Raw genomic sequence first — 19436 nt, 5'->3', positions numbered from 1 at the left:
CGCAAAGAGATTGGGGTTTCTTGGGTCTCCCTGGGGGGACGCCGGGGTCCATGATGACAATCCTGTGGCTCATCGCGGTCATCCTGGTGATCGCCGGCATCTACGTGATCCTCGCGCGGCGCGACCTCCTCTGGGGCATCGTCCTCATCGTCGTCGGCCTCCTCGTCGGCCCGGGCGGGGTGAGCATCTTCACCTGACCGAAAACCCGGCCGACCGGGGCGAAACCCTGACGTGACCTGTCAGGTTTCGGTGCCAGCATCGTCCCCATGAGTCGTGCACTGACTGGAAAGATCGCACTGGTCGCGGGCGCCACGCGCGGAGCGGGACGGGGAATCGCCGTCGAGCTCGGCGCCGCGGGCGCGACCGTCTACGTGACGGGACGGTCCACCCGGACCCACCGGTCGGAGATGGACCGTCCCGAGACCATCGAGGAGACCGCCGAGCTGGTCACGGCCGCGGGCGGCGAGGGCGTCGCCGTCCAGGTCGACCACCTCGACCCGGCACGGGTCGCCGCCCTCGTGCGCCGCATCGACGAGGAGCACGGGCGGCTGGACGTCCTCGTCAACGACATCTGGGGCGGGGACCGGCTCTTCGAGTTCGGCAGACCGCTGTGGGAGCAGTCCCTGGACGACGGCCTGCGCATGCTCAGGCTGGCCATCGACACCCACGCCATCACCAGCCACTGCGCCCTGCCGCTGCTGATCCGCCGGCCGGGCGGCCTCGTCGTGGAGGTCACGGACGGGACCGCCGAGTACAACGCGGCGTACCGCAAGGAGTGCGGCTACTTCTACGACCTCGCCAAGTGCGTCGTCCTCCGGATGGCCCTCGCCCAGTCCGAGGAGATCGCGCCCTACGGCGCCACGGCCCTCTCGCTGACGCCGGGATGGCTGCGCTCGGAGGCGATGCTCGACAACTACGGCGTCACCGAGGAGACCTGGCGCGACGCCACCCGGAAGACGCCGCACTTCGCGATCTCCGAGTCGCCGGCCTTCGTGGGCCGCGCCGTGGCGGCCCTGGCCGCCGACCCCGAGCGGGCGCGCTGGAACGGGGCGTCGCTGTCCAGCGGCGGGCTCGCCCAGGTCTACGGGTTCACCGACGCCGACGGCAGCCGCCCCGACGCCTGGCGCTACGTCGTCGAGGTGATCGACAGGGGCCTTCCCGCCGACGTCGCCGGCTACCGGTAGCCGGCGGGCCCCGCCGTACCGGTTTGAGGGCGCGCTGACCGGTTATCCGGCGTGGAGACTCGTGAAAGGAGGAGCCATGCCGATGACGGACAAGAGCGGCGAGCCGCGGAAGGAGGAGCTTCCCGGCACGCTCCAGCGCTCCCCGAAGGAGGCCCAGGAGACCTTCGCCAAGGCCCACGACTCCGCCGTCGAGACCTACGGCGAGGGCGAGCGGGCGCACCGCACCGCGTACTCGGCGCTCAAGCACAGGTTCGAGAAGCGCGGGGACCGGTGGGTCCCCAAGGGGCACAAGGGGCCGTCCGACCCGCGGGCGAAGAACCCCGACGCGCGCCACGGCAAGGGCAGGAGCTTCGGCGGGGTGGACGTCGAGGGCAGCAGCAAGCGCGAGCTGTACGACCGCGCCGCCGCCCTCGACGTCCAGGGCCGCTCGAAGATGACCAAGGAGGAGCTCGCCGAGGCGATCGCGCGCAAGCAGGACTAGCCGGGCGGCCGGTCCGCCGTCCGGTACAGCTCCGCCAGGCGGGCGGCCGCGTCCGCCATCCGCTCCCGCAGCTCCGGCGGGGCGAGGACCTCGACCTCGGCTCCGAGCCGCATCAGCTCGGACGCCGCGACGGCCGCCGACTCGACGGGCAGCGTGGTCACCACCCATCCGCGCTCGTCGGGCCCGCCCGCGGCGGCCGCCGCCTGGCGGGCGGCGTACGGCTCGACGGCGTAGCGCAGGATCCGCATGCCGGCCGGGGACAGGCGCACCACGGCCTCCTCGCGCAGCACCGACCGCACGAAGGCGGCCGCCTGCACGCGCCAGTGCCCGGCGAGGTCGAAGTCCTCGTCGCGCTCGAAGAACTCCCCGGTGGGGCGCACGGCGGCGACGCGGTCCACCCGGTACGTGCGGTGCCCGCCCCCGGCCCGCGCGACCAGGTACCAGACGCCGTTCTTCAGGACGAGCCCGTACGGCTCGGCCGTCCGGGTGACCTCGGAGTCCTTGCGGCGGTAGCGCAGCTCCACGGTCTCGTCGTCCCACACCGCGCGGGCGAGGTCGCGCAGTAGCGGCGGCGGCCCGCTCTCGCCGAACCAGCCGGGCGCGTCGAGGTGGAAGCGCTGGTTCGCGCGGGCGGGCGCGTCGCGCAGGGCCTTCGGCAGCGCGGCGAGGACCTTCAGCTCGGCGGCCGCGAGCGCGTCCGCGCGCCCCATGTCGCCGGCGGGGCCGGGCAGGCCGGACAGGAACAGCGCCTCGGCCTCCTCGCGGGTGAGCCCGGTGAGCCGCGTCCGGTAGCCGCCGACCAGCCGGTACCCGCCGCCCCGCCCCTGGTCGGCGTAGACCGGCACCCCGGCCGCCGACAGCGCCTCCATGTCGCGGTAGACGGTGCGCTCGGACACCTCCAGCTCGCGCGCCAGCTCGGCGGCGGTCATCGTCTCCCGGGACTGCAGAAGGAGCACGGCGGAGATCAGTCGGGCGGCGCGCACGGTGCCCATCCTGCCGAACGGGGAGGGTTCCTGACAATTTCGTGGGAGGTTCGCCGCGTTCGCCTGTCCCGGCACGCCGGATCGCTGTTAATTTCGCGGCGTGCCTACCGACAACACGAGCATCGCGGCGTTCATCGACGCCCTCCCGAAGGTCGAGCTCCACGTCCACCTCGTGGGCTCCGCCTCCGTCCCGACCGTCCTCGAACTCGCCCGCCGCCACCCGGACGGGCCCGTCCCCGCCGACGAGCGCGAGCTGCGCGCCTTCTACGAGTTCCGCGACTTTCCGCACTTCGCCGAGGTGTACGAGTCGGTGTCGAGCCTCGTCCGCACCCCGGAGGACGTCGGCACGCTCGTCTCCGGCATCGCCCGCGACCTCGCCGCGCAGAACGTCCGGTACGTCGAGCTGACCGTCACGCCCTACACCCACCAGCGGGCCGGGATGCCGATGCCCGCGGTGACCGAGGCGCTCGACCTCGCCGCCCGCGAGGCCCGCGACCGGTTCGGCCTCGGCCTGGCCTACATCTTCGACATCCCCGGCGAGTTCGGCGCCGAGGGCGCCCGCGGCACCCTCGACCACGCGCTGCACCACCCGCCGGAGACGCTCGTCGGGTTCGGGATCGGCGGCATCGAGCAGGCCCGCGCGCCGTTCCGGGACGCGTTCCGCGACGCGTTCGCCGCCGCCCGCGCCGCCGGCCTGCGCAGCGTCCCGCACGCGGGGGAGATGAGCGGCCCGGAGACGATCTGGGAGGCCGTCGAGGGGCTCGGCGCCGAGCGCATCGGCCACGGCACCAACTGCCTGGACGACCCCCGCCTCGTCGCCCACCTGCGCGAGACCCAGCTGCCGCTGGAGGTGTGCCCGACCTCAAACGTCTGCACCGGCCAGGTCGCGGACCTCGGCGCCCACCCCCTGCCGCGGATGCTGGAGGAGGGGCTGTTCGTCACCCTGAACAGCGACGACCCGCCGATGTTCAACACGACCCTCACCGGCGAGTACCGCGTCGCGGCCGAGGCGTTCGGGCTCGGCCGCGCCGAGCTGGCCTCCCTGGCCCGCAACGCCGTGACGGCCTCCTCGCTGGACGAGGAGGGGCGCAAGGCGATCACCGCCGAGATCGACGCGCTGGTCTGAGCCGTACGGTCAGCCCCAGGCCATGCGCCGCCACGGGCTGCCGGGGTCCTCGGCGAGGATGCGGTGGCCGGTGAGGGAGCGTTCGTACCATTCGCCGAACTCGCCCTCGTCGAACCGCAGCATCCGGCCGAGGACGTACCCGGCCGAGAACTCCTGCCACGACGCGTACGTCTGGTGGGCGCGGTGCCCCGCCGTGAGGACGCACTTCTCGGCCTCCTCGGCGTCGCAGTACCCGGCGTTCAGGCCCCAGCGGGCCATGTTCACCGCGCGCCCGAGGTCGTAGCCGAAGACGCTCTCGACGCGGCCGTCGGGCGGGAGCAGGCCGTCCGCCCGGAACCGCGCCTCGTAGCGCAGGACCGCCTCGGAGAGGTCCAGGACCTCCCGGACGGTCTGCTCGGAGATGTCGCGCTCGCCGCACCAGGCGACGATCGCGTCCTGCCAGGCCCGCTTGCCGGTGCCCCGGCCGCGCCGGTCGAGCACCATCTGGATCGCCGGGTCGCTGTTGCGGGCGTCGAGCAGCGCGTCCATCTGCTCGCGCCAGCTCTCGGTGCCGGTGATGCCCCAGTCGCGCTCCAGCAGCACCCGGTCGTCGCGGGCGCTCTCGTCGTCGGCCAGGCTGTTCCAGGCGACACCGTTGCCGACGGCCAGATGGGCGCCGACGGCGAGGGCCGCGGCGAGCCGCCCCCAGGCGGCGCTGCCGGGGTCGGTGACGAGGACGTCGTGGTCGCGGTCGGGGCGCCGCTCGGCGTCCGCGAGCAGCTGGGCGACCTGCCGGTACGCCTCGCCGCCGGGCGGCATCTGCGCCAGCAGCTCGCGCAGCGGCCGCAGCGCGCCGCGCGGGCCCGCGTCCTTCAGGATCAGCCGCGCGGCGTGCGCGCCCGCGGCTCCGGCGCGCTTGGGGTCGCGCAGCGACCCGAACCCCGACATCGCGGCCCAGGCGCGGCGCGCGGCCTCGCCCGTCCGGCCCGCGGCGGCCAGGACGTGCGCCGCCTGGGCGTCCAGCCCGGCCCGGACCTCGGCCGGCATCGCGCCGGCCGCCCGGTCCAGGACGTCGAGGACGCGCTGCGCCTCGCCGGTCCTCCCCGCGGCGGCGAGCGCCCGCGCGTACCGCGCCCGCGCCGCGGCGGCGGACGCCAGGTCGCCGCGCGCCTCCATGGCGTCGGCGGCGTTCGCGTAGGCGGCCGCGGCCTCCTCGGCCCGGCCCTGCCGCTCGTACCTCCTGGCGCGGTCGAGCACGGCGCCGGTATCGGCCTGAAACGTCATCGATCCCTCCAGGCCACACCGTACCGCTCACAAAGATCACGTTTCCCGCCCTCGCGGAAAGCCGCGGCCCGGCAGGATGGGGCCCGCCGACCGGCCCCGCGTGGCCCCGGTCGACCAGATCATCTTCGACCACCTCCACACCGCCGGCCGCCTCCGCTGACGCCGCCGTCTCGCGGCGGTCGTCCACGGAGTACCGCCTCCCGCTCACCCGGCCGGCGGCGGCGGCGCCGGCAGGGCGGTGACCTCCACGCGGGTGTCGTGGAAGACGGGGCCGCCGCCGAGGTCGGTGGCGCGCTCGTCGACCACGGCGTTGGCGTTGGAGCCGCCGGAGAGCTTGGCCCAGTGGCCCTTGCCCGTCGCCGCGACGCCGGGGCGGACCTCGTCGGTGATCTTCAGGACGGCCTCGAAGGATCCCCGCTCGTTGCCGACCACGACGCGCTGCCCGTCGACCAGGCCCCGCGCCCGCGCGTCGTCCTCGTGGAGGCGGACGGCGAGACCGCCCGAGCGGCGCCTCAACTCCGGGTTGTTGGCGAACTGGGTGTTGAGGAACTCGTGGGACGCGGCCGAGACCAGGGCGAGGGGGTACTTCCCGGCCCGCTCCTCGTCGGCGACCTCCGCGGGCGGGACGTAGCCGGCGAGCCCCGCGGCGGACGAGCGGAACTCGAACCGCCCGGACGGGGTGGGGAAGCCGTCGGCGTACGGCAGGAACGGGTCCGGGACCGACATGCGCACGAACCCCTCCTTGCGGAGCCGGTCCAGCGTGACGCCCGCCATCCACGGGTGGTCCGACGCCAGCAGTTGTTCGGCGAGGCTCTCGTCGGAGTCGTAGAGGGCCGGTTCCCGCAGGCCCATCCGGTGCGCCAGGCGGCGGAAGGTCTCGGTCGTCGGCAGGCACTCGCCGGGCGGCGCCACCGCGGGCTCGTTCCAGGTGAGGTACAGGTGACCGTAGCCCTCGTGCAGGTCGGTGTGCTCGTGCTGCGCCGTCGCGGGCAGGACGATGTCGGCGTAGTCCACGGTGTCGGTCGGGAACTGCTCCAGGACCACGGTGAACAGGTCGTCGCGGGCCAGGCCCCGGCGCACCTTGTTCTGGTGCGGGGTGCTGCCCGCGGGATTGGCCGCGATGACGAACAGGGCCTTGACGGGCGGGTCCTGGACGTCCAGCAGCCCCTCGCCGAGGCGGCTCATCGACAGCGTCCGCACCGGGCGGGGACGCAGGTCGTCGCGCCACAGCGCGGCCTTGTCCAGCTTCACGTGGCCGGACGTGGAGAACGCGAGCCCGCCGCCGCGCCTCGCCCAGTCGCCGGTCACGGCGGGGATGGCGGCGATCAGCCGCAGCGCGGCCCCGCCGCCGGAGTGCCGCTGGAGACCCTGCGTCGCGCGGATCGCGGTGGGGCGGGTGCGGGCGATCCGCTCGCCGAGCGCCACGATGCGGTCCGCCGGGACGCCGGTGATCCGCGCGGCCCGGTCCGGGGGGTACTCGGCGATCCGGTCGCGGAACTCCCGCCATCCGAGCGTGCCCCGGGCCAGGAAGTCCGCGTCCTGCGCGCCGAGCCCCACGATGACGTGGAGCAGGCCGAGCGCGAGCGCCCCGTCCGTTCCGGGCAGCGGCGCCAGGTGCTCGTCCGCCTGCCGCGCCGTCCGCGTCCGCACCGGGTCGATCGCGACCAGGTGCGCGCCCGCCTTCCGCGCGTCCTGGGCGAACTTCCACACATGGTGCCCGCTGGTCAGCGGGTTGGTGCCCCACAGCAGGACGAGCCGGGCGTGCGCCAGGTCCTCGGGGTCCATGCCGCCCGGCGAACCGACCGCCTCGGCCATCCCGGCGCTGCCCGCCGCCGAGCAGATGTCGGCGCTGTGGGCCGAGGCGCCGAGCACGTTGAAGAACCGCCGGCCGGAATACCCTTCGAGGCCCTGCAGGTAGCCGAGCGTGCCCGTTCCCCAGTAGGGCCAGATCGCCTCGCCGCCGTGCTCCCGGGCGACGTCCTGCAGCCGCGCGGCGATCTCGTCGAGCGCCTCGTCCCACCCGATGCGCTCGAACCGCCCCTCGCCCTTGGCGCCCGCGCGGCGCATCGGGTGCAGGATGCGGTCCGGCTGGGCGGCGCGCTCCAGCCACCGGTTCACCTTCGCGCACAGCGCCCCGCGCGTGTACGGGTGGTCGGGGTTGCCGCGCAGCCGGACCGCCGCCCCGTCCCGCACGGTGACGACCCAGGAGCAGCCGTCGGGGCAGTCCAGCGGGCAGGCTCCCAGCACTGTCAGTTCCGATGGCATAGAACCCTCCTAGCTGGACGAACCTCTCCAGTGTGCGCCACGACCCCATGAGCGTGATCCAGGACGCTCATGGCCCCCGAAGGCCGTGCCCCAGGTCGCGGCCGGGGTGGCGGGGTGGTTTCCTAAGGGGCGACGGAAACGACCCGTAGGGGGAACGAGAGTGAAGAGCGTCGAGCCCGAGGTGTTCCTCGTTGCGCGGCCCGAACTGGACTACGACGAGGTCGCCCGGTACCTGCGGGAGGTGGGCGGGGAGGGCTGGCTGGAGCGGCTCGACCGCGGGGAGCTCGACGACGAGCTCAACGACCCGCAGAACCTCGCCGAGTTCGCGGGGCGGCTCTGCTACCGCTCCTGGGAGCCGGGCCTCAACCCCAACGTCACCAAGATCCGCACCGACTCCGGCCAGTACCTGGAGAACATCCTGCGCAGCCTGCACGGCTCGGTGCTGGAGCACGTCAGCTTCAGCTTCGTCCTGCACAACGTGAGCCGGGTGCTGACCCACGAGCTCGTCAGGCACCGCCCGGGCGTGGCCATCTCGCAGGAGTCGCTGCGGTTCGTCCGGCTGCAGGACATCCCCTTCTGGTTCCCGGAGTGGGCCCGCGAGGACACCGAGCTGATGAAGCGCGCCACCGCCATGCTGGAGCAGATGGAGGAGTTCCAGGGCTGGATGGCCGCGCACTTCGGCCTGGACGACGAGGGCGTGCCGTTCAAGGAGAAGAAGCACAAGACCTCGTTCATGCGCCGGTTCGCGCCCGAGGGCGTCGGCACCGGCCTGGTCTGGACGGCCAACGTCCGCACCCTGCGCCACACCTTGGAGAACCGCACCGCGCCCGGCGCCGAGGAGGAGATCCGGCTGCTCTTCGGCAAGATCGGCGAGGTGATGCGCACCGAGGCTCCGGACCTGTTCGGCGACTACGTCGTCGAGGACGGCGCGTGGGTGCCGCAGTGGCGCAAGGTCTGATCCTCCGCGGGGTCTAGGCGCGCGGGCTCGCCTGGGGAATTATTGGACGCTATGTCTGACATCTCCATTCCGGTAGGCGACCGCGCGCTTCCGGGCTACCTCGCCGTCCCCGAGGGGGAGGGGCCCTGGCCGGGCGTCGTGATCGTGTTCGAGGCGATGGGCGCGAACGACGACATGCGCGCCCAGGCAGACCGGTTCGCCGCCCACGGGTACCTCGCCGTCCTGCCCGACCTCTACAACGGGGCGCCCTGGGTGCGCTGCGTCGCCAAGGCGATGCGCGACATGCGGGCCCAGCGCGGGCCGACCTACGACCATATCGAGGCGGCCCGCGCATGGCTTGCCGGCCGGGACGACTGCACCGGCGGCGTCGGGGTCTGCGGGTTCTGCATGGGCGGCGGGTTCGCGCTGGTCGCGGCGGCGAAGTACGACTTCCAGGCCGCCGCGGCCAACTACGGGATCCTGCCGCGCCGGCCGGAGGAGTCCCTGCGGGGCGCGTGCCCGATCGTCGGCAGCTACGGCGCCGCCGACCCGTCGCTGCGGGGGGCTGCCGGCAGGCTGGAGCGCGCCCTTACGGCCGCAGGTGTGCCGCACGACGTGAAGGAGTACCCGGGCACCGGGCACGGGTTCCTCACCGGCCTCACGCCGCCGCCCCCGTTGGGCCCGATCGCGAAGATCGTCATGGGCTTCGGGAAGGGCCGCGAGAACGCCCCGGACGGCTGGGACCGCATCCTCGCCTTCTTCGCCGAGCACCTCTCTAAAAAATCTACAATGTAAAGGTGCTCGGCCGGCAGCTCAGAAGCGGAGCACGGCCTGGGTCTGGGTCACCTGGGCGACACGGCGCCCGGACTCGTCGTACAGGTCGGTCTGGACGACGATCGAGGTCCGGCCGGTGTGCAGCGGGCGGGAGACGCCCCGGACGCGCCCCTCCCTGACCCCGCGGAAGAAGTTGGTCTTGGACTCCAGCGTCGAGGTGGAGGTGTCCGGCGGGAGGTTGAGGAACGCGCACGCCGCGCCGAGCGTGTCGGCCAGGGCCATGAGGGCGCCGCCGTGCATGAGTCCGCCGGCGGTGCACCGGTCGGGGGCCCAGTCCAGGTGGCCGGCGACCTCCTCCGGCCCGGCGGTGTCGATCTCCATGCCGAGCGCGCGGGCGAACGGCATGGCGTCGGTCAGCTGGTCGGGGGTGAGCCCGGTCGTCATGAGGCCTCCTGCGGCGGGTGTCGAAGGCCCCACCCTCGCCGTCCGGGCGTCAGGGCGTCCATTACCCCGCACGTAATCGTGAGCCTGACCCGGGTGCCGCTACCGTCGTGGCGTGACGACGATGACGACGGGACTGAGCGACGTGCGGCCGATCGGGGACCAGCTCCGGGCGTGGCGGCAGCGGCGCAGGCTGAGCCAGCTGGAGCTGGCGTCGGAGGCGGACGTGTCGACGCGGCACCTCAGCTTCGTGGAGACGGGGCGCTCGGCGCCGAGCCGCGAGATGGTGCTGCGGCTCGCCGAGCACCTGGACGTGCCGCTGCGCGACCGCAACCTGCTGCTGGTGTCGGCCGGGTACGCGCCGGTGTTCGACGAGACGCCGATCGAAGAGCCGAAGATGGACACGGTCCGGGCGGCGCTCCGGCAGGTGCTGGAGGGCCACGAGCCCTATCCGGCGGTGGTCGTGGACCGGTTCTGGAACCTGATCGACGCCAACGGCGCGGCCGCGTTCTTCATGGAGGGCGCGCCGCCGGAACTGCTGGAGCCGCCGCTGAACGTGCTGCGGCTCAGCATGCATCCGGACGGGATGGCCAGGAACATCCTGAACCTGGCGGAGTGGCGCGCCCACATGATCGACCGCGTCCGGCGGCATGTGGCGCTGACCGCGGACGCGGCGCTCGCCCAGCTGCACAAGGAGCTGCGGAGCTTCCCCGGCGACGTGGGGGAGGCGATCGCCCCGCCCGCGAGCCACGAGGTCTTCGTTCCGCTGCGGATGCGGGTGGAGGGCCGGGAACTGTCGTTCTTCAGCACGATCGCGACCTTCGGGACGCCGGTCGACATCACGGTGGCGGAACTGGCGATCGAGTCGTTCTACCCGGCGGACGCGAAGACGACCGAGTTCCTGCGGGAGCGCGCCGGCTGGTGACGCGCCTCAGTCCCCGGCCGTGAGCAGGTCGTGGTGGACGCGCGTCAGCGGAGCGCCGAGCCGCTGCAGGGCGGCGACCGTCGCGCGGACGAGCGGGGCGGGTCCGGCCACGTAGGCGTCGTGGCCGGCGGCGCCGTCCACGAGCTGGGGAAGGACGTCCGGCACGCGGCCGGCGAGGACACCGGCGGCGGGTTCGCGTGACACGACGGGGACGACCTGGAGCCGGGCGTGGGCCGACTCCAGGTGCCGCAGCTCGGGGAGGTCGTACAGGGCGCTCTCCGTGCGGGCCGCGGCGACGAGCAGGACGTCGCGGCCCGGGTCGGAGGCGAGGGCCTGCTCGGCCAGCGCCTTCACGGGGGCCAGGCCGGTGCCGCCGCCGATCAGCAGGAGCGGGCGGCCCGAGTCCGGGTCGAGGGTCATCGCGCCGTCCGGCGGGCCCAGCAGCACGCTGTCGCCCGGACCGGTGTGCCGGACCAGCGCGCCGCTCACCCACCCGGCGGGACGGGCCCGGACGTGCAGGCAGATCGTCCCGTCCCGGCGGGGCGCGTTCGCGATCGAGTACGGCCGCCAGATCCGCGGCCAGCGGGCGGTCTGGACGCTCACGTGCTGCCCGGGCGCGAACGGCAGGGGGCGCTCGGGGCGCAGCGTGAGGACGGCGAGGTCGAAGGCGCGGCGCTCGTGCCGCACGACCTCGGCGACCCACCACGGCGGGGCGCTCGCGGCGTCCCGCTCCGCCGCGGCGGCCATGGCGTCGGCCGCGGCGCGGTAGGCGGCGCGCCAGGCCGCCTCGGTCTCGGCCGTCCAGACGTCGGCGGCGAAGGCGCGCAGCGTCGCGGTCAGGGCCTCCTCGACGGCCGGATAGTGCTCGCGCAGGACCCCGTACTTGCGGTGGCCGCGGCCGAGGCCCTCAAGGTGGCGGGCGAGCTCCTCGGGGTTGTCCTGGCTCCACACGATCCGGCCGAGCGCCTGGAAGAACCGGTCGTGCTGGGCGCCCATCGCGGGCGGGAACAGGGTCCGCAGCCGCGGCCGCGCCGCGAAAAGGCGGCCGTAGAAATAGCTCATGGCGCCCGCCGGGTCGGCCTCAAGCCGTGCGAAGCATTCTTTGATAACGCGAGTTTCCGGTGCCATTCGGTCGGCTCGCCTCCCCAGCGGGCTGTTTTCGGCGGTCGGGCGGCAGGGCCGACGGAGGATCCGGCCGTCCTTGCTGCCCGAGTTGCTGAGATTCTCTCACCCATCCCCGCAGGTGTTCAATCGATTGCCGCCACAGAGGGTCGCCTTCGCTACTCATTGTAATTGTTCGTCAATTCCCCGTGACCGACGGTAAGTGAATCGGTCAACGCATACTGATCGGTATCCGATCGGGGCGCGAACGTTTCGGAAGAACCGTCCGGAAGGGGAGGAAGAACCTGCATCAGGGAAGAAGATTTCCGAATTCTTCGGTGTTTCCGCCGCGAGGCGCCCCGCGGCAGGCCACCGCCCCGGCATCGCGATGCGCCGATCTCGCCACTTCCGACGGCGGAGCCGCGTGCCGTGCGGCAAGCTGACCCGAGGAGGGCCGGGGGGCGGACGGCGCGAGGGGTGCGGGCGGCGCACGGTGACGTGCGGCCGGCCGATCGCCCGTGTCGGCGGCCGCCCCGGGGCCGGGGTCCAGCACAGGGGGGAGACACGCATGTCAGGAGCCGTGCGCGGAGCGCCGCACCCGCGGGCCGGTGAGGGCGGGCCGCCGCTCATCGGCATCACCACCTACCAGGAGCCGGCCCGCTGGGGGTTCTGGGTGCGCGAGGCCGCGCTGCTTCCCGTGCCGTACGCGCGCTCGGTCGAGCGGGCCGGCGGGGTCCCGGTCCTGCTGCCCCCGGCCGCGACCCTGCGCGGACTGGACACCCTGGTCTCGCGGCTGGACGGCGTCGTCCTTGCGGGGGGCGGCGACGTCGACCCGGAGCTGTACGGCGCCGCCCGGCATCCCGAGACCGGGCCGCCGCAGCCGCAGCGCGACCGGTTCGAGCTGGCCCTCGTCCGTGCCGTCGTCGACGCCGACCTGCCGTTCCTGGCGATCTGCCGGGGAATGCAGGTGCTGAACGTCGCGCGCGGCGGCGCCCTCGTCCAGCACCTGCCGGAGGCGGTGGGCCACCGGGGGCACGCCCCCGCCGCCGGGGTGCTCGGCTCGCACCGGGTGCGGACCGGCGAGGGGAGCCGGATCGGCAGGATCCTCGGGGCCTCCTCCGACGTCCCCACCTACCACCATCAGGCGGTGAGCCGGCTCGGCAAGGGCCTGACCGCCGTCGCGTGGGCCGAGGACCAGGTGGTGGAGGCCGTGGAACTCCAGGGCCACCGTTTCGGCGTCGCGGTCCAGTGGCACCCCGAGGAGAGCGACGACAGGCGGCTCTTCGAGGCCCTCGTCGCCGAAGCCGCCGGACGCTGACGCGGGGATTGGGGGCCCGGCCACCGGGCAGGCCGAGGGGTGGATTTCCGCCGATGTCCCCCCACCGGAGGCCGCCGCATGCCCCTGCACCCGCAGACCGTGAGCTTCCTGGAGCAGCTCGCCTCGTGGACCGCCGTGCCCCCGGGGCGGGACGGGCCCGCCGAGCCCACGATCGAGCAGATGCGGGAGCGGATCGGCGCGGCCTTCCCGGTCGTGCGGCGCGAGCTTCCGCGGGTCCGCGACGTCGAGGTGCCCGGCCCCGGTGGCTCCGTGCCGGTGCGCCTGTACCGCCCCGCGCCGCCCGAGCGAGGGCCGCTGCCGGCCGTCGTGTACCTGCACGGCGGGGGATGGGTGCTCGGCGGCGTCGACAACGTGGACGCCTTCTGCCGCGACCTGGCGGCCGCGGCGGGGTGCGTCGTGCTGAACGTCGGCTACCGGCTGGCCCCCGAGCACCCGTTCCCCGCGGCGGTGGACGACGCCTGGGCCGTGGTGTCCTCGGTGGCGCGCGAGCCCGGCCGGTACGGCGTGCTGGAGGGGGCCGTGGCGGTCGCCGGCGACAGCGCGGGCGGCAACCTCGCCGCGGCCGCCGCGCTGCTGGCCAGGGACGCCGGGGTCGCCCTCGCCCACCAGCTGCTCGTCTACCCGGTGACCGACACGGCGAGGGACACCCCGAGCTGGCGGGAGTACGGGACGGGCTACGGGCTGGACGCCGGGTCGCTCGCCCGGTTCATGGAGCTCTACCGGGACGGAGCCGACCCGGCCGATCCCCGGCTGGCCCCGCTGCGCGCCGCGGACCTGGCCGGCGCCGCGCCCGCCACCGTGATCACCGCCGAGTGCGACATCCTGCGCGACGAGGCGGAGGCCTACGCGCGGCGGCTCGCCGAGGCCGGCGTGCCGGTGGAGCTGCGCCGCTACGACGGCGTCGTGCACTCCTTCTTCCTGCTGCCCGAGATCTTCGACGCCGGCGCCGAGGCGGTGGAGTTCGCTGTGCGACGATTGCGCGCGGCATTCGACGACCACTCGCGGCAGGGGAGTGCGGCATGACGCGGTACGACGCGTACGAGCGGCTGAAGATCGACTGGGCGGCGGACGGGGTGCTGCGGGTCACGATCAGCACACCGGGCAAGCTGAACGCGGTCGACACCACCGGGCACCGCGAGCTGGCGGAGATCTGGCGGGACACCGACGCCGACGACGACGTCCGCGCGGTGCTCGTGCGGGGGGAGGGCACGGCGTTCTCCGCCGGCGGCGACCTCGCCATGATCGAGGAGATGATGACCGACCACGCCGCTCGCCGCCGGATCATGCGCGAGGCCCGCGACATCGTGATGAACGTCCTGAACTGCTCCAAGCCGGTGGTCAGCGCCGTGCAGGGCCCGGCGGTGGGCGCCGGTCTCGCCGTCGCGCTGCTGGCCGACGTGTCCGTCGCGGGCCGCACCGCGAAGATCATCGACGGGCACACGCGGCTGGGCGTCGCGGCAGGCGACCACGCGGCGATCGTGTGGCCGCTGCTGTGCGGGCTCGCGAAGGCCAAGTACTACCTGCTGCTCAACGACGTCCTCACCGGCGAGGAGGCCGAGCGGATCGGCCTGGTCTCGCTGTGCGTGGACGACGCGCACGTGCACGAGCGCGCGCTGGAGATCGCCGGACGCCTCGCCGCCGGGCCCGCCGAGGCGCTGTCGTTCACCAAGCACGCGCTGAACAACTGGCTGCGCCTCGCGGGGCCGACGTTCGACGCCTCCCTGGCGATGGAGTTCTTCGGGTTCACCGGCCCGGACGTGCGCGAGGGCGTCGCGGCGATCCGGGAGAAGCGCCCGCCCCGCTTCGGCTGAGGCGCGTCCCCCGCCTCCGTGCGTCCCGTGGCCCGGGCCGCGCCCGCGCGGCTCGGGGCATGAGGACGGGTCAGTACGACTTGGGGAGTCCCAGCTCGTGCTGGGCGATGTGGGCGAGGACGAGTTCCTCGGCGACCGGGATGTTCTTCGCGATGCGAGCGTCCCGGAACATCCGGGCGACCGGGTACTCCAGGGAGTACGCCATGCCGCCGTAGGTCTGGAACGCCCGGTCGGCCGCCTGCCAGGCCGCGTCCGCCGCGGTGAGCTTGGCGATGTTGGCCTCCGAGCCGCAGGGCCGGCCGCGGTCCCACAGCCAGGCGGCCTTGTAGGTCATCAGCCGGGCCAGCTCCAGCTGCGCCTTGATCCGCGCGAGCGGGAACGCGACGGCCTGGTTCGCCCCGATCGGCGTGCCGAAGGGGGCGCGCTCGCCGGCGTACTCGCAGGCGATCCGCAGCACCAGGCCGCCGGACCCGACGCCGCCCGCGGCGGCCAGGATCCGCTCGGGGTTGAGGATGTCCCACAGCACGGCGAAGCCCTCGTCGGGCTCGCCGAGGACCCGGTCGGCGGGCACGCGCACTCCGTCCAGGAAGACCATGCTGGAGGCGACGGTGTTGGTGCCGAGCTTCGGGATCGGCCGGTAGGTCAGCGTGCCCTCGGCCACGGCCTCCTTGACGTCCACCAGCAGGACGGTGAAACCCGCGGTGCGGGGGCGTGCCTGCGCGGCCGGGATCGTCCGGGTGACCAGCACGAGGAGGTCGGCGCGCTCGACGCCGGAGATCCAGATCTTCTGGCCGCTGACGACGAAGGAGTCGCCGTCGCGGCGCGCCTGGGTGGAGATGGCGATGGCGTTGCTGCCCGCGTCCGGCTCGGTGATCGCGAAGCACGTCTCGATCTCGCCGGAGGCGATCCTCGGCAGGAGTTCGCGCTTCTGCTCGGCGGTGCCGTGCCGGGCGATGGTCAGGCCGCCGAACGCGGGCGTCAGCAGGTACATGAAGGACGCGGCGCCGCCCGCGCCGCCCTCGGCGAGGGCCTCCAGGGCCACCGCCAGCTCCAGCAGGCCCTGGCCCCCGCCGCCGTACTCCTCGGGGATCGCCAGGCTGTGCCAGCCGCCGTCGACCAGCTCCCGCCAGACCTCCTCCGGCCAGCGCTTGTCCGCGTCGCACCGGCCCCAGTAGTCCTGGTCGTACTTCCCGGCGACCGCCAGCACGCCCTCGCGCACCGCGGCCGCGCCCTCCGGCAGGTCGAAGTCCATCGCGCCTCCTCGCACGTTCTCGCCTGGGCCCACGGTAGCCGACGCGAGTAAGTGTTCACTGACGCGGGGTGGGTCTGAAGCGCCCCGTGCCGGGTAGGCGACACCGGGAGCCGACACGGAAGGGGAGACCATGCGGCCGCGCGACAGGTGGATGCTGGCCGGCGGACGGTGGAGCCAGGGGACCGGGGACGAGACGTTCACGGTGACCGATCCGGCGACCGGTGAGCCGCTCGGGGTGGTGGCCGCCTCCTCGGCGGCGGACGTGGACGCGGCCGTGGCGGCGGCCCGCGCCGCCGCGCCCGGCTGGGCGGCGACGCCGGCGGCCGATCGGGGCGCGGCGCTGCACGCGGCGGCGCGCGCGGTCGAGGAGCGCATGGACGAGCTGGCCGCCCTGGTGACCGCGGAGATGGGCAAGCCGACCGGTGACGCGCTCGGCGGCGTGGAGGCCGGGATCGGCACCTTGCGCCAGTACGCCGAGCTGGGTCCGCTGCACGGCGGGCGCAGCCTCCAGGGCGGACGGGACGCCGCCGACTTCATGGTCCGCGAGCCGTGGGGCGTCGTCGCCGCCATCACGCCGTGGAACGATCCGGTCGCGATCGCGTGCGGCCTGGTCGGCGCGGCCGTGGCGACGGGCAACACGGTGGTCCACAAGCCCTCCGAGCGCACGCCCCACACCGGCGCGATGCTCGCCGAGCTGATCGCCGGGTCCCTGCCGGACGGGGTCCTGAACGTGGTCGCGGGCGGCGGCGCGGTCGGCGAGGCCCTCGCCGGGCACGCGGGGGCGGACGTCGTCGCGCACGTCGGCTCCACCCGCGCCGGCCGCCGCATCGCCGAGCTGGCCGCGCGGACCGGGGCGAGGACCGTCCTGGAGAACGGCGGCGCCGACCCGCTGATCGTGGACGCGGGCGTCGACCCGTCCTGGGCCGCCGGGCAGGCCGCGCTCGGGTGCTTCGCCAACGCCGGGCAGATCTGCACCTCGGTCGAGCGCGTCTACGTGCACGAGGCCGTCGCCGAGCCGTTCCTGGACGCGCTCGCCGCCCGCGCCCGGGCCCTGCGCACGGGGCCGGGCGCCGACCCGTCCACCGAGCTCGGGCCCCTCGTCGACGAGCGCCACCGCACCCAGGTCCACCAGCAGGTGGAGAAGGCCCTCGCGGACGGGGCCCGGGCGCTGGCCGGCGCCCGCCTGCCCGAGGGCCCCGGCTGCTTCTACCCGGCGACCGTCCTGGCCGGCTGCGCCGACCACATGGCGGTCATGGCGGAGGAGACCTTCGGCCCCGTCGCTCCCGTCCGCACCGTGGCCGGGTTCGAGCAGGCGCTGGAGGCCGCGAACCGCTCCCGCTACGGCCTCGCCGCCACCGTCCTCACCCGCGACATGGCGCACGCCCAGGCCGCCTGGCGCACGCTGGAGGCCGGCACCGTGAAGATCAACGCGGTGTTCGGCGGCGCCCCGGGCGGCGCGGCCGCCCCGCGCCGCGCCAGCGGCCGCGGGTTCGGCTACGGCCCCGAGCTCCTGGACGAGATGACGGCCGTCAAGGTCGTCCACGTCCAGGCCGCCGCCCCCTGACCCTCACCCGGCGTCCGCTCCGCGCGGCCCCGCGGCGGCGGCCAGGTAGCGGGTCACCATGCGGGCGACGAAGTGGGCGAAGGCCTCCGGGGGCCCGGACGGGAGCATGATGTGGCTCATCGTCAGGCGCACGGCCGCGTCGGCGATCTCGGTGAGCGCGGCGCGGTCCAGATCCGGCCACTGGCGCAGGGCGTGCTCGGCGATGCGGGCGCTGGCCGCGAACAGCACCGGCTCGGCCTGCGTGGTGAGCAGCGGCAGCATCTCGTCGCCGCCCGCGCCCGTCAGTACCGCCTTCTTCAGCTGGTCGTCGGCGGAGGTCTCCATCGTGAACGTCACCGCGGCGACCACCGCCGAGTAGACGTCGGCGTGCTCCGACAGCACGGCGTCGATGCCGTCGAGGTAGCGCTCGTTGTCGCGGATCACCACCGCCTGCGCGAGCCCCCACTTGTCGCCGAACTCGTTGTAGACGGTCTGCCGGCTCACCCCGGCGGCGGAGGCGACGTCCCGCATCCGGACGGCCCGGTAGCCGCGCTCCACCAGGAGGTCCGCGGCGGCGTCCAGCAGGGATTCGCGCACGGAACGGCCGGCGGTGCCCATGTGTCGTCGCCCTCCAGGGTGCTGGTCAGTACGCCATTATCCCCCGCGGGCCGCCGCCGGGCCATCGCGCGCCCGCCGGGTCGCCGCCGCCGTCGAGCAGGTGCGCCAGCGGGAGGGTGGCCGCGCCCACGGCGACCGCCTCCGGCCCGAGGTGGCACAGCTCGATCGAGGTCTGCGCGAACGGCTGCCGCAGCGCGTAGGCGGCGGTGGCCGCGACGATCCGGTCCAGCATCCGGCCGCCGATCAGCAGCCCCGCCCAGCCGCCGATGATGATCTTCTCCGGGCTGAACAGGTTGACCAGGTCGGCGATGCCCGCGCCGAGGTGCTCGGCGACGTCGTCGCGCAGGGCGGCCGCCGCCCCGGACGGGTCGGCCAGCAGCCCGGCGAGGGCCGCCTCCTCGTCCGTCCCGGCCGGGCCGCCCGCGGCCCTGTAGCGTTCCAGCAGGGCGGTCGCGCCGACGTAGGCCTCCAGGCAGCCGCGGGACCCGCACCGGCACGGCGCGCCGCCGACCCGGGACGTCGTGTGGCCCCACTCGCCCGCGCTGCCGGCCGCGCCCCGGTACGGCGAGCCGTCGATCATCACGGCCGCGCCGACGCCGGATCCGACCAGGGCGACGACGGCGTCGCGATGCCCGCGCCCGGCGCCGAACCACATCTCCGCCTGGCCGAGCGACGTCGCGCCGTTGTCCACGAACAGCGGGAGACGGGTGCCCTCGCGCAGCATCCGCTCCAGCGGCACGCCGTCCCAGCCGATGGTCTGGCAGTGCACGACCGCCTCCGGGCCGCGCTCGATCACCCCGGGGACGCCGACGCCGACGCCGATGATGGACGCCGGGTCGACCGACGCGCCCTCGATGACCGCCGGGAGGCCCTCCAGGATGTGCCGGACGACGGCGCGCTCGTCGTGGCCGCCGTCGCCGAGGGGCAGGTCGGCCTTGGCGAGCTGGGTCAGCTCCAGGTCGAACAGCTCGACCATCACCCGCGTCTCGCCGACGTCCACGCCGACGAGGTGGCCGTAACCGGCCGCGGTCTTCAGCAGCACGCGCGGCCGCCCGCCGTCGGACTCGACGCTGCCCGCCTCCACGACGAGCCCGGCCTCGATCAGCTCGCTCACCACGTTGCTGACCGAGGCGGGGCTGAGGCCGGTCTCGCGGGCCAGGTCCTGGCGGCTCAGCGGGCCGTCGAAGTACAGCCGCCTCAGCAGTACCGACCGGTTGGCGCGGCGCAGGTCGCGCACGGTCCTCCGGCGCCGTTCCGGCATCGGCCCCCCTCATCCCGCGGCCCGGGCCGGGCCGCGTCCCCCGCAGCTTCTCAGGTCTTGACCCGCCCATTATGTCACTGCTTAGATCACGGCGTGAAATAAGGTGTGATCTAACTCTCGGAGTGACCCCCG

At 74.4% G+C, this 19436-nt stretch carries 19 protein-coding genes; 11 read left to right on the top strand and 8 right to left on the bottom strand.

What is annotated here, in order from left to right; genetic code table 11:
* Positions 1 to 50 precede the first annotated feature (50 nt).
* The 3 genes from AB0C87_RS36485 (at position 51) to AB0C87_RS36475 (ending at position 1665) form a co-directional block, all read left to right on the top strand.
* Positions 51 to 197: a GPGG-motif small membrane protein gene (locus tag AB0C87_RS36485; RefSeq protein ID WP_165959128.1), complete on the top strand. Its 147-nt coding sequence runs from the start codon at positions 51 to 53 to the stop codon at positions 195 to 197.
* Between the two features lie 69 nt (positions 198 to 266).
* Positions 267 to 1184 carry an SDR family oxidoreductase gene (locus AB0C87_RS36480; RefSeq protein WP_360581497.1) on the top strand — a complete coding sequence of 306 codons (918 nt, stop codon included), beginning with the start codon at positions 267 to 269 and terminating at the stop codon, positions 1182 to 1184.
* Positions 1185 to 1260: 76 nt separating this feature from the next.
* Positions 1261 to 1665: a ChaB family protein gene (locus AB0C87_RS36475; RefSeq protein ID WP_353832315.1), complete on the top strand. Its 405-nt coding sequence runs from the start codon at positions 1261 to 1263 to the stop codon at positions 1663 to 1665.
* On the opposite strand, the gene AB0C87_RS36470 is transcribed toward AB0C87_RS36475, so the two are convergent.
* Positions 1662 to 2648 carry a YafY family protein gene (locus AB0C87_RS36470; RefSeq protein ID WP_345182165.1) on the bottom strand — a complete coding sequence of 329 codons (987 nt, stop codon included), beginning with the start codon at positions 2646 to 2648 and terminating at the stop codon, positions 1662 to 1664. The two genes, AB0C87_RS36475 and AB0C87_RS36470, sit on opposite strands and share 4 nt — an antisense overlap.
* Positions 2649 to 2748: 100 nt before the next feature.
* Here AB0C87_RS36470 and add point away from each other — a divergent pair, with 100 nt between their 5' ends.
* Entirely contained in the window at positions 2749 to 3774 is a 1026-nt protein-coding gene (add, locus tag AB0C87_RS36465) for an adenosine deaminase (RefSeq protein WP_345182167.1), read from the top strand.
* A gap of 9 nt (positions 3775 to 3783) precedes the next feature.
* Here the strand turns inward: add and AB0C87_RS36460 are convergent, their stop codons facing one another.
* Positions 3784 to 5037, bottom strand: a complete 1254-nt coding sequence (locus AB0C87_RS36460; RefSeq protein ID WP_353832313.1) for a DUF1266 domain-containing protein — start codon at positions 5035 to 5037, stop codon at positions 3784 to 3786.
* 204 nt (positions 5038 to 5241) lie between these two features.
* The gene (locus AB0C87_RS36455) at positions 5242 to 7302 is read right to left on the bottom strand and encodes a molybdopterin oxidoreductase family protein (protein ID WP_360581496.1); all 2061 of its coding nucleotides are present in this window, start codon (positions 7300 to 7302) and stop codon (positions 5242 to 5244) included.
* 160 nt (positions 7303 to 7462) lie between these two features.
* Between AB0C87_RS36455 and thyX the strand changes: the two genes are divergently transcribed.
* On the top strand, positions 7463 to 8260 hold the full coding sequence (gene thyX, locus AB0C87_RS36450; RefSeq protein WP_345182173.1) for an FAD-dependent thymidylate synthase: 798 nt from the start codon (positions 7463 to 7465) through the stop codon (positions 8258 to 8260).
* A gap of 51 nt (positions 8261 to 8311) precedes the next feature.
* Complete coding sequence (locus AB0C87_RS36445; RefSeq protein ID WP_345182175.1) at positions 8312 to 9034, top strand: dienelactone hydrolase family protein; 723 nt, start codon at positions 8312 to 8314, stop codon at positions 9032 to 9034.
* Between the two features lie 18 nt (positions 9035 to 9052).
* On the opposite strand, the gene AB0C87_RS36440 is transcribed toward AB0C87_RS36445, so the two are convergent.
* Positions 9053 to 9457, bottom strand: a complete 405-nt coding sequence (locus AB0C87_RS36440; RefSeq protein WP_345182177.1) for a PaaI family thioesterase — start codon at positions 9455 to 9457, stop codon at positions 9053 to 9055.
* 121 nt (positions 9458 to 9578) lie between these two features.
* Here AB0C87_RS36440 and AB0C87_RS36435 point away from each other — a divergent pair, with 121 nt between their 5' ends.
* Positions 9579 to 10379 carry a helix-turn-helix transcriptional regulator gene (locus AB0C87_RS36435; protein WP_345182190.1) on the top strand — a complete coding sequence of 267 codons (801 nt, stop codon included), beginning with the start codon at positions 9579 to 9581 and terminating at the stop codon, positions 10377 to 10379.
* Between the two features lie 6 nt (positions 10380 to 10385).
* Here AB0C87_RS36435 and AB0C87_RS36430 read toward each other — a convergent pair whose 3' ends face one another.
* The gene (locus AB0C87_RS36430; protein WP_345182179.1) at positions 10386 to 11441 is read right to left on the bottom strand and encodes a globin domain-containing protein; all 1056 of its coding nucleotides are present in this window, start codon (positions 11439 to 11441) and stop codon (positions 10386 to 10388) included.
* A 607-nt stretch (positions 11442 to 12048) separates the two neighbouring features.
* Between AB0C87_RS36430 and AB0C87_RS36425 the strand changes: the two genes are divergently transcribed.
* The 3 genes from AB0C87_RS36425 (at position 12049) to AB0C87_RS36415 (ending at position 14630) form a co-directional block, all read left to right on the top strand.
* The gene (locus AB0C87_RS36425; protein WP_345182182.1) at positions 12049 to 12798 is read left to right on the top strand and encodes a gamma-glutamyl-gamma-aminobutyrate hydrolase family protein; all 750 of its coding nucleotides are present in this window, start codon (positions 12049 to 12051) and stop codon (positions 12796 to 12798) included.
* A 78-nt stretch (positions 12799 to 12876) separates the two neighbouring features.
* Positions 12877 to 13842, top strand: coding sequence for an alpha/beta hydrolase (locus AB0C87_RS36420; protein ID WP_345182184.1), 966 nt, complete (start codon positions 12877 to 12879; stop codon positions 13840 to 13842).
* A complete protein-coding gene (locus tag AB0C87_RS36415) occupies positions 13839 to 14630 on the top strand; it encodes an enoyl-CoA hydratase/isomerase family protein (RefSeq protein ID WP_360581495.1) in 792 nt (263 codons plus the stop codon). The genes AB0C87_RS36420 and AB0C87_RS36415 overlap by 4 nt, the downstream gene beginning before the upstream one ends.
* 70 nt (positions 14631 to 14700) lie before the next feature.
* On the opposite strand, the gene AB0C87_RS36410 is transcribed toward AB0C87_RS36415, so the two are convergent.
* A complete protein-coding gene (locus AB0C87_RS36410; protein WP_345182188.1) occupies positions 14701 to 15882 on the bottom strand; it encodes an acyl-CoA dehydrogenase family protein in 1182 nt (393 codons plus the stop codon).
* Between the two features lie 130 nt (positions 15883 to 16012).
* Between AB0C87_RS36410 and AB0C87_RS36405 the strand changes: the two genes are divergently transcribed.
* Positions 16013 to 17446, top strand: a complete 1434-nt coding sequence (locus AB0C87_RS36405) for an aldehyde dehydrogenase family protein (RefSeq protein WP_360581494.1) — start codon at positions 16013 to 16015, stop codon at positions 17444 to 17446.
* 3 nt (positions 17447 to 17449) lie between these two features.
* Here the strand turns inward: AB0C87_RS36405 and AB0C87_RS36400 are convergent, their stop codons facing one another.
* Both AB0C87_RS36400 and AB0C87_RS36395 read right to left on the bottom strand, forming a co-directional pair.
* Complete coding sequence (locus tag AB0C87_RS36400) at positions 17450 to 18043, bottom strand: TetR family transcriptional regulator (RefSeq protein WP_345186291.1); 594 nt, start codon at positions 18041 to 18043, stop codon at positions 17450 to 17452.
* Positions 18044 to 18068: 25 nt separating this feature from the next.
* The gene (locus AB0C87_RS36395) at positions 18069 to 19304 is read right to left on the bottom strand and encodes an ROK family transcriptional regulator (RefSeq protein WP_345186288.1); all 1236 of its coding nucleotides are present in this window, start codon (positions 19302 to 19304) and stop codon (positions 18069 to 18071) included.
* Between the last annotated feature and the right edge of the window lie 132 nt (positions 19305 to 19436).

Origin of the sequence: Actinomadura sp. NPDC048021, assembly GCF_040653135.1 — a bacterium.
Taxonomy (GTDB): Bacteria; Actinomycetota; Actinomycetes; order Streptosporangiales; family Streptosporangiaceae; genus Spirillospora; species Spirillospora verrucosospora.
Note: the sequence above shows the minus strand (reverse complement) of the source record. Positions and strands in the feature narration are given on the sequence as shown.

Bases quoted from the DNA above. Each gene is read 5' to 3' on its own strand.
- AB0C87_RS36460 (WP_353832313.1), bottom strand. From the start codon at position 5,037: ATGACGTTTCAGGCCGATACCGGCGCCGTGCTCGACCGCGCCAGGAGG.
- AB0C87_RS36455 (WP_360581496.1), bottom strand. From the start codon at position 7,302: ATGCCATCGGAACTGACAGTGCTGGGAGCCTGCCCGCTGGACTGCCCC.
- AB0C87_RS36395 (WP_345186288.1), bottom strand. From the start codon at position 19,304: ATGCCGGAACGGCGCCGGAGGACCGTGCGCGACCTGCGCCGCGCCAAC.
- AB0C87_RS36480 (WP_360581497.1), top strand. From the start codon at position 267: ATGAGTCGTGCACTGACTGGAAAGATCGCACTGGTCGCGGGCGCCACG.
- AB0C87_RS36475 (WP_353832315.1), top strand. From the start codon at position 1,261: ATGCCGATGACGGACAAGAGCGGCGAGCCGCGGAAGGAGGAGCTTCCC.
- AB0C87_RS36485 (WP_165959128.1), top strand. From the start codon at position 51: ATGATGACAATCCTGTGGCTCATCGCGGTCATCCTGGTGATCGCCGGC.
- AB0C87_RS36420 (WP_345182184.1), top strand. From the start codon at position 12,877: ATGCCCCTGCACCCGCAGACCGTGAGCTTCCTGGAGCAGCTCGCCTCG.
- AB0C87_RS36400 (WP_345186291.1), bottom strand. From the start codon at position 18,043: ATGGGCACCGCCGGCCGTTCCGTGCGCGAATCCCTGCTGGACGCCGCC.
- AB0C87_RS36445 (WP_345182175.1), top strand. From the start codon at position 8,312: ATGTCTGACATCTCCATTCCGGTAGGCGACCGCGCGCTTCCGGGCTAC.
- AB0C87_RS36425 (WP_345182182.1), top strand. From the start codon at position 12,049: ATGTCAGGAGCCGTGCGCGGAGCGCCGCACCCGCGGGCCGGTGAGGGC.
- AB0C87_RS36410 (WP_345182188.1), bottom strand. From the start codon at position 15,882: ATGGACTTCGACCTGCCGGAGGGCGCGGCCGCGGTGCGCGAGGGCGTG.
- AB0C87_RS36415 (WP_360581495.1), top strand. From the start codon at position 13,839: ATGACGCGGTACGACGCGTACGAGCGGCTGAAGATCGACTGGGCGGCG.
- AB0C87_RS36405 (WP_360581494.1), top strand. From the start codon at position 16,013: ATGCGGCCGCGCGACAGGTGGATGCTGGCCGGCGGACGGTGGAGCCAG.
- AB0C87_RS36440 (WP_345182177.1), bottom strand. From the start codon at position 9,457: ATGACGACCGGGCTCACCCCCGACCAGCTGACCGACGCCATGCCGTTC.
- AB0C87_RS36435 (WP_345182190.1), top strand. From the start codon at position 9,579: ATGACGACGGGACTGAGCGACGTGCGGCCGATCGGGGACCAGCTCCGG.
- AB0C87_RS36430 (WP_345182179.1), bottom strand. From the start codon at position 11,441: ATGAGCTATTTCTACGGCCGCCTTTTCGCGGCGCGGCCGCGGCTGCGG.